The sequence below is a fragment of the Paenibacillus sp. P36 genome, assembly GCF_045866505.1.
Lineage (GTDB): Bacteria > Bacillota > Bacilli > Paenibacillales > NBRC-103111 > Paenibacillus_E > Paenibacillus_E chondroitinus.
Genome location: NZ_AP038372.1, coordinates 5,777,712 through 5,792,851 on the forward strand (window position 1 = coordinate 5,777,712; position 15,140 = coordinate 5,792,851).

Annotated in this window: 9 protein-coding genes; 1 reads left to right on the top strand and 8 read right to left on the bottom strand. The window is 46.4% G+C overall.

The annotated features are described in order from the left end of the window. Nucleotides 1-72 precede the first annotated feature (72 nt). The 7 genes from ACKTT9_RS26100 to ACKTT9_RS26130 all read right to left on the bottom strand — a co-directional run bounded on the left by ACKTT9_RS26100 (nucleotide 73) and on the right by ACKTT9_RS26130 (nucleotide 10,408). Nucleotides 73-2,661, bottom strand: coding sequence for a discoidin domain-containing protein (locus ACKTT9_RS26100; RefSeq protein ID WP_407868186.1), 2,589 nt, complete (start codon nucleotides 2,659-2,661; stop codon nucleotides 73-75). 239 nt (nucleotides 2,662-2,900) lie between these two features. Continuing rightward, the gene (locus ACKTT9_RS26105) at nucleotides 2,901-3,785 is read right to left on the bottom strand and encodes a carbohydrate ABC transporter permease (protein WP_127450379.1); all 885 of its coding nucleotides are present in this window, start codon (nucleotides 3,783-3,785) and stop codon (nucleotides 2,901-2,903) included. A 17-nt stretch (nucleotides 3,786-3,802) separates the two neighbouring features. Beyond that, complete coding sequence (locus ACKTT9_RS26110) at nucleotides 3,803-4,693, bottom strand: sugar ABC transporter permease (RefSeq protein ID WP_127450381.1); 891 nt, start codon at nucleotides 4,691-4,693, stop codon at nucleotides 3,803-3,805. 75 nt (nucleotides 4,694-4,768) lie between these two features. Next, nucleotides 4,769-6,478, bottom strand: coding sequence for an extracellular solute-binding protein (locus ACKTT9_RS26115; RefSeq protein WP_407868187.1), 1,710 nt, complete (start codon nucleotides 6,476-6,478; stop codon nucleotides 4,769-4,771). Between the two features lie 160 nt (nucleotides 6,479-6,638). Then, the gene (locus ACKTT9_RS26120; protein WP_407868188.1) at nucleotides 6,639-7,742 is read right to left on the bottom strand and encodes a response regulator; all 1,104 of its coding nucleotides are present in this window, start codon (nucleotides 7,740-7,742) and stop codon (nucleotides 6,639-6,641) included. Continuing rightward, nucleotides 7,735-9,471, bottom strand: a complete 1,737-nt coding sequence (locus ACKTT9_RS26125) for a sensor histidine kinase (protein ID WP_407873115.1) — start codon at nucleotides 9,469-9,471, stop codon at nucleotides 7,735-7,737. The genes ACKTT9_RS26120 and ACKTT9_RS26125 overlap by 8 nt, the downstream gene beginning before the upstream one ends. A gap of 55 nt (nucleotides 9,472-9,526) precedes the next feature. Next, nucleotides 9,527-10,408 carry a helix-turn-helix domain-containing protein gene (locus tag ACKTT9_RS26130; protein WP_407868189.1) on the bottom strand — a complete coding sequence of 294 codons (882 nt, stop codon included), beginning with the start codon at nucleotides 10,406-10,408 and terminating at the stop codon, nucleotides 9,527-9,529. Between the two features lie 129 nt (nucleotides 10,409-10,537). On the opposite strand from ACKTT9_RS26130, the gene yicI reads away from it, so the two are divergent. Further along, complete coding sequence (yicI, locus tag ACKTT9_RS26135) at nucleotides 10,538-12,859, top strand: alpha-xylosidase (protein ID WP_407868190.1); 2,322 nt, start codon at nucleotides 10,538-10,540, stop codon at nucleotides 12,857-12,859. 652 nt (nucleotides 12,860-13,511) lie between these two features. Here yicI and ACKTT9_RS26140 read toward each other — a convergent pair. Beyond that, on the bottom strand, nucleotides 13,512-15,044 hold the full coding sequence (locus ACKTT9_RS26140) for an extracellular solute-binding protein (RefSeq protein ID WP_407868191.1): 1,533 nt from the start codon (nucleotides 15,042-15,044) through the stop codon (nucleotides 13,512-13,514). Between the last annotated feature and the right edge of the window lie 96 nt (nucleotides 15,045-15,140).

Genomic DNA, 15,140 nt, shown 5'->3' on the forward strand with positions numbered 1-15,140 from the left:
AAAAGGCTGTCCCAAAGTCATTTAATGACTGAGGGATCGCCTCTTTTTTTAGAATGTATGGGACAGCCATAATTATTTTACTTCATCGGCCTCGGCACCAATCCGGTCTTCTAGTTGCTGTAAATATAAACTTCGTGGCCTGACATGTGTACCAAAGCTATCCCAAAAAGCATCATTCTTTGGTCTAGGATCATAGGCATTAGGCAGCAGCGCTTTCCCCTTCTTCCCCACATGTCCGAAAGCGTAATTTTGCGCAGTCGGCGGTTGTTGAGAAACGAGCTCATTGCGGGTATTCCAGGTGACGTAGTTAGCCCCCGCCCAGCCATGACCACTGCCTAACCAAGCCCTATCTTGAATGTGAATGCGACCATTCACATTGTCATACAAACAGCCTACTGACCATCGATGATGCGGCTCGCTGGTGTTATAATCCTGTTTGGATTTGCAATCGAAGAATACATTCGGACCTGCAACACGGGAATCAACTGTAAAAGCATGTCTTGCCCCTTCCGAGTAAACACGTTGTACCAAAGCCAATTCGCCAACAAGATGAAATGAATAACGGCGTCCGCCGGTTATTATACTTATAAAATCGGATACGGCGCAATCTTGAACGGTCGTCCACTTGGTATCACGCTCAACTTGCACGAGAGCATGCTGCAGATGGAAGCCTGCCACATTGCGAACCCATGCATGCTTAACTCGGTCTATATACACACCTGTGATGGCGTGATTTTCATCAGCCAGGTACGTCGCACTTCCCTCATTTCCATCCATGCTCGTTTCCTTGACGCTCGGATCATAAGTCACATCAATCCGCAAATGTTCCACACCAATCCGTTCAATCCGGCCGGCATCATCGTATTTGACGATCTCACCTGACCCCCACCGTTGTTCTATTGCATTGGCTATAGGTGCGTCGAGTGTTATACAATTGCCGTCAATCTGCGTGATCACCCTGTCGAACGCTAGTTCAAATGGCGACCATTGCACGGTCCCTCCTGTTACAGGCCTTGACCTAATTGAATCCATTCCAATGGCATGAATCCATCTTTCATTCCCAAATCGCAGCACCTTCACGGTATCACCCGGACGAAAGCCGGATGAATCTTCGACATGGAGGCTGCGTGAGCCTGACGGAACGTAGAGATCCGTTATAGACGCTGAGGTCTCTGTTAACAGTTCCGGAGCTGATGCTCCCTGGATATCGATCACACTGCGTTTCATCGTCCCTGTTGCATACAGCAGTGTGCCCTTTTCATCTGCTCCTTCTCCACGCAATACGACTCCGCTCGCACGAATACGAAGCTGTCCGCTGACAGGGTATATACCTTTCCTTAGAAGAACGGCCCCCCGGAAGCCGTCTGGAGAAAGGGGCAGGGCTGAGATACGATCCAGCGCATGCTGAATATGTACCGTATTATCGCCTTCAATAGGTTCGATGGTGAGGACTATCGGCACATCCGGTAATGGGATTCCCCCACCTCCATACCCTGCATTGGAAAAGTCGATGACACGGTTCCCCTTATAATCCGGTACATAGGCAAGCTTGCCGTTCTGGTTCAGATAAACAATTTGATTCTGACCTTCCTCAGAAGCCGTGGGATCTAGAATCGTAAAATAAAAAGCATCGTAACCTACAACATGGCCGTTCAGTAGTAGCTCGATACGCCATTGATAGTGCGCAGCTTGGGAAGCATAACCAGGTATTATAAACGTACATTCCGTGTTGGCCTCAACTTCACGTTCCGGTAAAAAGATGATGACCTCACCGGTTAAATCGTTTATCAAACTGCTCTTCACCGACATACGTTTATTAGCCAAAATATGCAGGACCGGAAATTCGCTGTCCGCTGCCAGTAGAGCAGGTTGCCCGATTTCCATCACAAGGGAAGGATGCGTTAGCCATAGATCTGCTATCCTTTCGGACGGATCATCAACGTCAACATAGAGGTTGATCTCTTGCGTGACCCCATGTAAAGTAACATGGCTTTTGACTTGAGCAATACCTGATTTAAGCGCAGTCATGGCACCTAGTTCATCCAATACGACTACCTCCGGATTCATGCAAGTTGTGACGACCTCTGCTCGTGTTAGATCAGCTGCCGTCCTATCCGTCATGATTCCTTTTATAGTAAGTCGCGCACTGCCCCCTTTTACAAGCGCTAATGTATCCCATTGCTCAAAGGTATCTCCCTCAGCATTGCTCGCATAAACACTTGCTAACAAAGGTCCGTTTGGAATCGATGGGATCTCGTAAATTCCGAAATCCACCAATTGAAAATCACGTTCTGGATCGAAAAGTTCCGCTTCCAGCTTGACATATCTGGCATTAACTCGTGGAAAAATGGTCTTATTGGTACGTCCGATGTCTTCTTTAGAAGCATCTTTCCGGTAAGCCTCCTGCCAAATGAGGTTGTCTTGCGAATAGGCGATCTGATAACCACTTATGAAACCCGATGCAAATTTCAAAATGATCTGGTTAAACGAAACGGTACTTCCCAAATCAACCGTTATCCAAACGCGATTGTCATCCTTTCGATCCGTGCTTAGCGGCTGCCAAAAAGTGCCCGCTTCTCCATCCACAGCATGGCTTCCTTCACCATTCATACGCTCCGAGCTGCAAATTACTGGTCGTTGTAAAGCTAAGTTGACATGCATACTATTCTTATACCTCCTCACTTTTCGTCGAAATTGCCATGATCTGTTGCAGTGTTCAAAATCCTATGACCTCTGTCTAAATTTTACTCCTTACAAGCTGCCTTTACATTGTATGAACTTACACTGCCCTGTCATTTTTTACGATCTCGCTGTACACCTTCACTCCAATCGTTCAAGCGTCGTATAACAGAAAAACGGCTGCTCTGGTTGCACAGAGTCAGCCGTTTTAAAATTTCTTATTACTCTTTCACAGAACCAAGCGTAATCCCATGGATGAAAAAGCGCTGCAAGAACGGGTAGATGACAAGCACCGGGATCATCGCAATAAAGATTTTCGCCGCATTCAACGTCTGGTTGGAAAGCTCGCTCATCTTCTGAATCTGCTCCGCAGTCATCGTATTGGCATCCACAATGACCACCAGCTGTTGAATGTAGGTCTGCAGCGGATAATGATCGGCATTCGACATCAACACCAGACCGTTAAAGAACTCATTCCAGTGATAAACGATACTGAACAAAGTCACAGTCGCGAGTACAGGCACAGCCAGCGGGATGAATATTTTTACAAGCATATACCAAGGACCTGCACCGTCGACGAGTGCCGCTTCCTCCAGTTCCTTCGGCAAATTCCGGAAATAGTTAATGACCAGAATAACACTGAAGATCGGAACGCTGTTCCCAAGGACTAACGCCCAGATATTATTAATCAAACCAAGTGATTTAACCGTTTGATACCAAGGAATCAAGCCGCCGTTAAATAACATCGTGAATACCAAAATCCACATCAAGACATTGCGAAACGGCAAATCTTTGGTATTTTTGGATAAAGGATACCCCATCAACACAATAATAACAAAGTTCAGGGTCGATCCCAGAACAACACGCTGAATCGAGATCCAAAAGGAATTGAAGAATTTGCTGTCGCCCATAATTTCATGATAGGAATTCAAGTTAAATCCCACCGGCCAGAAACTGACCTGCCCCGAGGACGCTGCCGCATTGTCGCTTAACGAAACAGCCAGCGTGTACCAGAGAGGAAGCACACACAAAAGAGCGATGCCAACCAGCAGCACGATAAGGAAAAGATCGAACACTCTGGAGCCTATTGTTGTTTCTCTAACCATAATCCTGCTCCTTTATATTAAAAAATACGATAATTTGCAAACTTAGCGGCTAGCACATAGGAAGTCGTAATTAACGCAAAACTAATGATGGATTTCAAAAGCCCCATTGCCGTAGCCAATCCATACTGCAGATTCAATAGACCTGTCCGATAGACCCAAGTGTCAATAATATCTCCGCTTGAATACACAAGTGGATTGTACAAATTAAAAATTTGGTCAAAACCAGCATTTAAGACATTCCCTAAGCTAAGCACCGAAAGTAAAATGACCGTTGTCATCATGCCGGGAAGCGTGACGTGAAGCAATCGCTGCCAGCGCGTGGCGCCGTCAATCGCAGCCGCTTCGTACAGCGCCGGGTTAATCCCCGTTAAAGCCGCCAAAAAGATAATGGTGTTAAAACCGAATTCCTTCCAAACATCACTTCCAACGATGATGAAAGGAAACAACTCCGCCTTGCCGAAAAACAGCGTAGGACTGATGCCGAAGAACCCCAACAACCCGTTAACAGGTCCTTTATAGGACAAGATATCAAGCAAAATACCGGAAAGAATAACCCAAGATAAAAAGTGCGGTAAATAGACAATCGTCTGAACCCATTTCTTCAACACCGCGATGCGCAATTCATTCAACAATAACGCGAAGACCAGTGGAACAATCATATTCGCAATAATTTTCATAACAGCAATGAACAAGGTATTGAAAAACACCGTTTTACTGTCATTCAACGAAAACATGTACTTGAAATTTTCCAGCCCGACCCACTCGGAATGAAAAATGCCTAAACCTGGATTAAAATCCTGAAAAGCAATGACAATGCCGAACATAGGCACGATACTAAACAGCGTCAACCATATAAAGCCAGGAAGAAGCATGAGATAGTAATGTTTGGCAAAACCCTTCGTAACCATCCTATCAATCACTTCCATTCTTTGTTGTTAAGGGAAAGGCGCCAGAGTAGTCTGGCGCCTGGTGTGCCCTTGCGACTATTTCAAGTTCGCTTCAATTTCACTAATAATCTGATCTCCGCCTTGCTTTTTCCAGTCCTCGACGAACTTGTCGAAGGATTCTAACGGCGCAGCGCCCATAATAATTTTGAGGAACGTTTCTTTTTCCAATTTATCCAGCGCAGCCCATCGGCTTTCCATCGTTTTCGTCTGGGAGTACGTTACGCTATAGGTTTTCTTATACGGCAGCTGGAGCGCGGAGATCCCTACAAGTGTTGAATACATCCGTTTCCATGTACCTAAATCCGCATTCGGATCCCAATACTGAATATCGTATTTATCGTAAGGCTCCAGCTTCACTTTTTTCACTTTTTCCGCATCGGATTTCAGCAATTTGTATCCTGGGAGATCCAAATCCTCCGGTTTTTTGGTACCGGCAAGCACTTCTTTCATCATTTTGTACGTAACGTCCATCTCATCCATTGGAGCATATACGATACGTAATGGATAGTTGCCAATGGCTACTTTCACATCGAATTTGGATTCGTCACGCAGCAACAAGTTTTCCATTTGAATAGCAGCTTCTGGGTGCTCATACCCTTTCCGAACAACGAGATACTGATTCGTCGGGTTCCCCATGTGTGGCGTAAATTCGCCATTTACATCCAGAGGCGCCGCATAAGCCTGCCAGTTCGCTTTTGGGTTATTTTTGATGGCATCTGCTAATGGACCATATCCGCCAGCCCACCATAGACCGAAGTAAATACCGGAAGTTCCATTTTTGATCAACTCTTGCGCATCCTTACGAATGGTCATTTCCTTGTCGATCAAGCCTTTGGAATATAGATCACGCAGCTTAGAGAGCGCTTGCTTCGTTTCTGGCTGAAGGGAACCGTACGTTGTTTTACCGTCAGCGCCTTTTAGCCAAAATCCTGGATAAGAATGGTAGGAAGCGAAAATCGGATCGAAACCATAGTTATTATTGTTAGGATTGATAAAATCTGCATTCAGCAAGCCGCCCAATTGTGGCCCTGAAATCCCGATCGTATCCGCTTTGCCGTTTCCGTCTGGATCTTGCTCGACAAAGGCTTTGGCTACTTTCTCCAGTTCATCCATTGTTTTAGGTGGTTGCAGACCTAACTTATCCAGCCAATCCTTGCGAATCCACATCATATGAACCATGTCAGATTCCGTTGTGACGTTCGGAAGGGCATACATTTTTCCATCTACGGTAACTGATTTAAGCGCAAGACCTTTTGTACTATCGATGATGCTTTTGAGCGCCGGTGAGGCATATTTGTTATAAACCTCTGTCAGATCTGCGAGCTGACCGCTTTTCACCATTTGTCTGAACTGCGTGTCTTTCACAACAAGAGCGTCAGGCAAATCATTGCTGGCAATAGATAAGTTAACTTTTTGATCGTAATCTTTCCCGCTTGCCGCTTGCCAAACAATTTTGGTATCAATATTCAAATTGTCTTTAATATAGCGGGTATACTGGTTGCTTTCCGGCGAATCTCCGGCAGGCAAGCTTTTGTCCGCAGCGTCAACATCTTTCCCGATTTTAATCGTAATCGGTTTCTCTGATTTGGCGAAAGGGCCTGCCGCTGCTGTTTGTGCACCCGCAGTTTGTGTAGCTGCTGTTGAAGCTTTCGGTGATTCCTTAGCCGTATTCGCTTCCGAACAGGCAGATAAGACAACTAGCATTCCTGCGAGTAAAAGCAGCATGCTTTTTTTAGGCTTGCTCATATAAATCCCCTTCTTTCGTTTATATAATTTGTCTACACGATAAAAATAACACGAATTATGCCCCTGCAAGGAGGGAAAACGGTTACACCTTAGATGGGTAATTGACCGAGATTTTGCTGGCATTTGCATCCAATCATCGGCATTTTCGGCATTTGACCCCCTAACTTTCGGACATTTCTCTACCTGCTGCATGCTTTAGCCGATACTCGCTTGGCAATAATCCGGTTTGCTCCCGGAAGCTGCGGCTAAAATACTTCTCATCCATATAACCTACATGCTCAGCAATCCATAAAATCGTCTTGTTTGTATAAAGCAAATACTCCTTCGCCTTGTCGATTCGGTTATTGCGCAAAAACTCACTAAAATTAATGCCGATAATTTCCTTGAAACACTGGCTGAAGTAGCTTCTGCTCATGTTCACCCGCTTCGCAATGAATGCCGCAGTAATCTGCTCCTGCATTTCTTCACTGACGATGTGAACGGCTTTCATCACGCATTCGACGACCTCTTGCGAGAAGGCCGGTTTGTCCATCGCCTTGCGGATCATGTCACGCGTATCGGTTAACCACGCTTCAACCTCCGGCCAGTTCTCAAAAGCGTCCGGCAGCGCAATTTTCGCCATATGAACAGGGTGGAATAATAGATTCCATTTATCCGTTAACGTATATAAAAGCCCGATTAGCTTGGTTTGCGGCAAACGCAAATGCTTCAACTGTTTGACCTGAGCAACGAATAACGTATCTTGATGAATCCATTCGTGCCCCGACCATTGTTCCTTCACTTGATCTAGATCCGGCACAGCCTTTTCCACTGCCAGAACGTTTTCGTCTTGTGAGACAGCCCCTTCATAGAAGACATCCGTTGCTTGTGGAGCAGGCTTTGGTTCCTCCAGAATCCGTTTATGAATTCTCCCTAACACTTCTTCAAAGCGCTCCTTTTCAAGCTGCACCTTGGCAATATAATCAATAGCGCCAAGCCTCAGAGCCTCTTGGATATACTCAAAATCCTGGTGGAAAGTGAGCACAACGGTATACATAGCCGGATATTGCTTGCGCACAATCTTCAAGAGCTCAATCCCCGACATGACGGGCATCGCTAAATCCGTGAGCAGTAAATCGACGGCATGGTCAGCCATGAATTCCAACGCCTTCTCGCCGTTGCTTGCTTCTCCGACAACCTCCATATCAAACTCGCTCCAAGGCATGGCAGAAATCAGCCCTTTTCGCACCAACTTATCGTCATCGACAATCATCACTTTAATCATGACGGCGGTTCCCCTCCATAATAGGTATCGTTACAAATATCGTTGTCCCTTTGCCGATTACACTCTGTATACGCAGCTCCGCCTTATCGCCATACTGCGATTCGAGCATCCGCTTCACATAATTCAGCCCAATTCCCATGCCGACTTTTTTGTTCTCGATTTCCGGGTTATGCAGGAGGTTTTGAATCGTTTCTTCCGACATCCCTGAACCGTTATCCTGAATAGAGATCAGAATGGCATTCGTTAAATTCACATCTACCCGGATATACCCATCGTCGCTGAGCCCATGATAAAGAGAGTTTTCCACCAGCGGTTGAAGGATAAACCGTGGCACCGGCATGCTCCAAACGTCTTCATCAACATGCATTTGAACATCAAACTTAAAATCATAACGAATTTGCTGCAGCGTCAAATATTGCTTCAAGGCCTCAATTTCTTCATTAATCGTGGAAGCCGTTCCCAGCTTGCCTAAATTGTAATGCAGCAGCTTATTAAGGGAAGAAACAAGACGATCGATCTCATTTTGACCATTCATAAGGGCTAACCAGTGCACCGTATCGAGCGTATTCATCAGAAAATGAGGGTTTATTTGATACAGCAGCTTCTCAACTTCAAGATCCACCCGCCGCTTCTCCTTATGCTCAACCTCGGCGAACAACTCCCAAATCTGCTCCCTCATCTGTCTAAATTGGTTCAAAAGGAAGTCAAACTCCGGTATTTTCGTTTTTACGTTAAGCGTTTGCGCGCGATTTTGAGCCATCAGCTTGATTTCTCGATTAAATCCATTCAAAGGAACATAGACCATTTTCCATAAAAGCCATGCCATCAGCAGGCTAATCCCTAGAAAAATAAGCGCAAACATTAAAATTTGCAGAAACCACCGATTCATTTCCTTATTGTAATCAGCTTTCGGAATGACGGATACGATACTCCACCCTTGATTGCTGGCCTGCCGAAACCAAATAAATTCATTCTGCTTGCCGTGCGTACTCTCACTGGAGAAATTCGGAAATATCGTATCTTTCACGAACGAATTGGGCAGCTCCGTATAGGCGATTCGACCATTATTGTCGAGAAAAATATGATAATTCCCGCCGCCAAATTGATCATTGTTCAGAATGTTTTGCGTCAGATGGAACCCAGATTCAATGTAGACATACACGTCATCGCGCATGGGCAAATCCACCTTCCTCATTGCCGAAAAAACAAAGTTGTTATCGAACCGATTGTTGCTGATATGAGGGCCATAATACGAAATTCCTGAATATTCCGCCAGTAACGGCAGCTTTTCAGGAGAGAAATTATCTTTGACCCCTACATTTTCGAGATCATAGGTATTGTCCTTTTGAAAATAATACAAGGTTAGACCGATATTGGGATTCGTAAAGGTAACTAAACTTAATTCATCTCTTAAATTGCTGATCATTTGTGATCGTTCATAGGTCTGGCTAGGCGGAAGCGATAACATCTGATCCAGCTTTTTTCCTACGCTCCCTGCAAAAGCAAGCTGCTGAGAAACGTGATTTAAATTGCTGATCGTGCTTTCCAAGGAGAGTTCGACTTGCTTCAGATTGCTCTGTATCCCGTTCTGAATTTTATTCGTCAGGATCGAGTAAATCGTGTAATAAGAAATAAGAACGATACAAATAAACGGTATCAGCGTACTGCAGAGAAAGATGATAAATATCCGCTTTTTTAAAGTCAAATAATCGTACATCCATGACTTCATATAATCTCTTAGCTTAGCAAACACATGACTTCACCCCTGATTCTGTTTCCATTCCTTAGGCATGGGCTTTTCTGCGATATTCGGATGGCGTGCAACCAAAATGCGCTTTGAACACACCAATAAAATAACTTAGCGTATTAAATCCCACATCCAGCGAAATTTCCGTAATCTTCTTATCCGTATCCTTTAATAGGTACGCCGCTCGCTGTGACCGTACCTGATTTAAGTACTCCAGCGGGCTTTTTCCGGTAAAATTTTTAAAATATCGGCAGAAATAAGACTCGCTGAAGGAAACGAGCGCTGCTAACTCCTCCAAGCGAATGGGCCCGCTGTAATTCATTTGAATATATTCGATAATGAGTTTTAACCGGTCAATATGCGTCGGGCTCACCGCAGGGGGAAGCTCGCGATAAGATGGCCCTCCCAACATCATCAGCTTCGAAATAATTAATTGCAGCAATCCTTTTGTCGTCAATTCATATAACGGTAATTCATTAATGTTCAAATCGAACACTTGCAGCAGCAGTTCTAGCAGCTCTACTTCGCTTGCTGTTTGACGTGAGATATGGGCAGGAATGACATATTTCTGTTGGATAAGCGGTGTGATATATTTCTCGCCCACAAGATCAAACCGCCCGTTTCCTACAATATCGGGGTGAAACACCACGGCTGTGAAGCAGCACTCTTCTTCTGAGGTGATATAACCCGAGTGAAGCTGACCGCCATTCACGAAAATCGCTTCACCCGCCTCCAGTTCATAATCATCCATAGAAACGCGAAAAGTGGCTTTTCCTTTCGTCAGCATTAGAAATTCCAACTCATCATGCCAATGAAGATCCAACAGTTCTTCCCCTGGCTGACAGCAAATTTCATATACACGAATGGGATATAGCGGGTCACCGTGAACGCGGTCTTCTTTTAAATGCGCCTGCTGCATAGCTTTCGTTCCTCCTTCACAAAATCAAGTCCTATGTCAAAATACTGATACATTCCAGCAATATAAAGAAAGGAAAGCGATTTATAAATCAATATACTTATATTAAATTACAACGAAGGGCTGATGGCAATGAAATTTTCGAATGGCTATTGGATGGCAAAAGAAGGATACACAGTTTTGAACCCTGTCGATGTCCGCGAAGTGGAACAAAACGGCAGCAGTCTTACGGTTTATGCCGCTGCGCGAAGGATTCAGCGAAAGGGTGATACCTTAAACGGCGCGCTGCTGACTTGTGAAATTAGCTCGCCAATCCCTGATGTCATCCGGGTACGTTGGACGCATCATGCAGGCAAACAAACAAAGGGACCGGCTTTTGAATTATTCGAAAATCCGTTGACGCCTGTCACTATAGATGAAAGCGGCCACCAGGTGACGCTTAAATCCGGCAATCTAAGTGTCAAAATAAATAAACAAGAGACTTGGGGAACGGAGTTCTTTTACGAAGAGAAACGTTTGACCGGCTCCAATAGCAAAGGTGCGGGACATATCACAACAGACAACAAAGATGTTTACTTTCGCGAACAACTAGACCTGGGCGTCGGTGAGCACATTTACGGCCTTGGGGAACGCTTCACCCCCTTCGTGAAAAATGGGCAAGCGGTTGACATCTGGAACGAAGATGGCGGCACAAGCAGCGAGCAAGCGTACAAAAATGTTCCTTTTTATCTATCGAGTAAGGGGTACGGCGTGTTCGTCAATCATCCTGAGCATGTCTCGTTCGAAGTTGGTTCCGAGGTCGTCTCCAAAGTCCAATTCAGCGTACCTGGCGAAAACATCGAGTATTTCATCGTCGGCGGCCAAACGTTAAAAGACGTTCTGAACAATTACACGAAGTTGACTGGAAAACCCGCCCTGCCGCCAGCTTGGTCGTTCGGTTTGTGGTTAACCACGTCCTTCACAACGAATTACGACGAAGCCACCGTGAACAGCTTCATTGACGGGATGATCGAACGCGATCTTCCGCTGCATGTTTTCCATTTTGACTGCTTCTGGATGAAAGAATATCAATGGACCAACTTCGAGTGGGATGCCGACATGTTCCCGGATCCGGTAGGCATGCTGAAACGGCTGAAGGACAAAGGCCTCAAAATTTGTGTATGGATCAACTCATATATCGGCCAGAAATCTCCGCTGTTCAAAGAAGGCATGGAGAATGGCTATTTGGTCAAAACGTTGGAAGATGATGTGTGGCAGTGGGATCTCTGGCAGGCTGGCATGGGGCTGGTCGATTTCACGAACCCGGCAGCAACGGAGTGGTACAAGGGGCATTTGAGACGGCTGATTGATATGGGTGTGGACTGTTTCAAAACGGACTTTGGCGAGCGCATCCCTACGAATGTTAAGTACCATGACGGATCTGATCCGCTGAAAATGCATAACTATTACACCTTCCTGTACAACAAGGCTGTCTTTGAAGTGCTGGAAGAAAAGCTTGGCAAAAATGAAGCGATGCTTTTTGCCCGCTCAGCCACAGCAGGCGGCCAGCAATTCCCTGTGCACTGGGGCGGTGATTGCTCAGCCAATTACGACTCCATGGCGGAGTCGCTGCGCGGAGGCCTATCGCTCGGCTTATCCGGCTTTGGCTTCTGGAGCCACGACATCAGCGGCTTTGAGAAAACAGCGCCGCCTGATATTTATAAGCGCTGGGTCGCCTTCGGCCTGCTGTCTTCCCACAGCCGACTGCACGGCAACGAATCTTACCGCGTTCCGTGGCTGTTTGATGAAGAAGCCGTTGATGTTCTCCGGCATTTTACAAAGCTCAAAAGCACGTTGATGCCTTATCTCTTTGAAAGTGCCATCCAATCGACCGAGATGGGGATTCCGATGATGCGCGCCATGGTGCTCGATTATGCTGCGGACCCTTCCACCCATCATTTGGATACGCAGTACATGTTAGGTGACAATCTGCTCGTGGCACCAATCTTTAATGATCGCGGGCAAGTGATGTATTACGTGCCGGAAGGACGCTGGACCGACTTCTTTAGCGGGCAAGTCGTTGAAGGCGGGAAATGGCACGAAGAAACCCATGGTTACATGACGCTGCCATTGTTGGTTAAGCCGAATTCGTTAGTCGCAATCGGAGCGAACGATCAGAAGCCCGACTACGACTACGCGGATGGCGTATCCCTGCATTTGTTTGAACTGCAGGATGGCGCCAGCGCTGCAGCGAATTTGTACAGCTTGCAAGGCGAGCTGGAAGTGACTGTGAAGGCTGTTCGCCGTGATGAAGAAGTAAGCTTCTTCATGCAAGGGGCAACGAAGCCGTATACGATCGTGCTGCGAGGCATTCATGAAGTCGCCGGCGTAGACGGGGCTGAGTGGATCGATTCCGCTAACGGCATCGTGCTTACGCCTGGAACGGGCAAAACGCATGTAGTCGTTAGCTTGTAAGAAAAGGCAGTTCCCGAGTAGAAACTTCTACTTTTGGGAACTGCCTTTTTTTTGTTGCTGTAGGCGTGCTGTTAACCGAAGGCATAGGGGAACTACAGGGCACTATTTCAGCGAAACTGGCTGATTCCAGGTTGCGAGCGGAACTACAGGGTCTTATATGCCCGCAGCATGATCCATTTGGGCATTATACGCCGAAATAGCGGACCATAGTTCCCATTAAACCAGAAAACATGCGTTTTCTGGGAAATAGCGCCCTATAGTTCCCTCTAAACTGTGCAAAAGCTCTTGCACAACAAATAGCCTCTGCATATCATGCTACTTTACCTACCTTCCACAATCCGACCACTGTACTCACCATCTTACAACCTTCCACCACTCCAAACAAAAAGAGACTAGCAGAGAATTCCGCTAAGGCAGATCATAAGGGAACTGGAGTCCTCTATTTCAGAGAAATCGAGCAATTTCCACGATGAGCGGAACTACAGGGTCTTATATGCCCGCAGCATGATCCATTTGGGCATCATACGCCGAAATAGCGGACCATAGTTCCCCTGCAACCACCAACTGGCCCGTTCAGCGAATAATAGCGGCCCCTAGTTCCTATGCAACCGCCAGAGTTCATCTGTTCCGCCGAAATTGGCGGAACAAAACCCTATTTCTTCTGGCTCTGAGCATACGATTCTTGATACTCTTGAATCATTTTGCTGCCGCCCGCCGTTTTCCACTTCTCGATTTCCGCTTTCCACCCTGCTTCATCAATCTTGCCCATGATGAATTTGGTTTCAGCGTCCGTGATCATCTGCTCCAATTCCTTGCCACGCTCCGAAAACGTTGCCGAATTCAGTGTCAGCGCCGGATTCGGCACGATAAACTGTTCATTCGTCTGGCCGATCTTCTGGCTTTTGCGGAACAGATCCGGCTGTATCATGGCTTTTGCAACATTATAGCTCTCTCCGCGCTGCGGCAAAGTATCCCGATATGGCTTCACTTCTTTCAAATCCGCGTCGCGATCAAGCGGTTCTGTGAACTCGCCTTTATCCGCATAGTGCTTGTCTTCAACACCTTTCACGATGAGATTCGCCATTTGCGGATCCAGCAGCTTATCAACGAAAGCGAGCACCTTCTTGAATTCCGCTTCTGTTTTCACAGAAGATTTGGGGATCGCCAAGAAGCCGGCATTACCGCTTTCTCCTGGCACTCGGCGGCCACTCGGTCCTTCCACAGCAGCTGCATCAATGACGGCGCTCGGAACGACCTTCACGATTTTATCCTGCCAGCTTTGCGCATTGCCACCGGATATTCGAATACCTGCGCGTCCGGACTCGTACGCTTTGTCCACTTCCGTCGTGTCAACGACAGGGAAATCTTGATTGATCAGCTTTTCATCGTATAAGCGTTTAAATAATTTCATCGTGTCAAAGAAAGGCTGAGTCACAAACTCCGGTGTAAACACACCTTTCTCCACCATCCACTTGGACGGCCCGCCTTGCGAAACCGATATGCGTGTCAAGGTTGAACTGACATCCTGGTTGTACTTTTTCTCGAGCATCAAGCCGTAGGTGTCGTTTTTCCCATTTTTATCCGGGTCATTGAGCGTAAGCGCTTTAATAACATTGTACCAATCGTCCAGGGTTTTCGGAGACTGAAGGTTCAGCGCATCAAACCAATCCTTCCGATAATGGATCACGGCGCGTCCTAAATCGCGATACAGTGGAACACCATATATTTTGCCATCGACGGCGATATTGTCATAAAACAGCTTGTTCTGTGCCTGAAGGTTTTTGTAATCCTTGAGATACGGACCGACCTCCCAGAACAGATCTGACTTCAAGGAACTGATCATGCTTGGATTGCTATAATTCAGTTTAATCAGTTTAGGCAGCTCGCCGGAAGCGATCATGACATTGACTTTCTCATCGTAGGCAGATGCCGGAATCCATTGGATTTGTAAATTTGTATTCGTGTAGGCTTTGATCGCCTTCTCAATGTCATTGTCTTTCGCCGGGACTTCGCCAACTTGATTCACAACCAACGTGAGTGGAAACGGTGTCTTATCCTCCGCTGCCGTCGTGCTTTGCGCCCCGTTCTTGCCTGCATCGGAGCCGGACTCAGCGCCGCACGCAGTCAGCACCGCAGATAACATGAATACCGTTCCCAACATCAGAGCCACTTGATTTCTTTTCATCGAGCTTTCCCCTTTCGTTATCCCTTATTATACTCTATTTTTAATCTCCGCCTATCTCCTTAAAAAGAAACGGGCAGAGCGTAAATAGCTGATCGC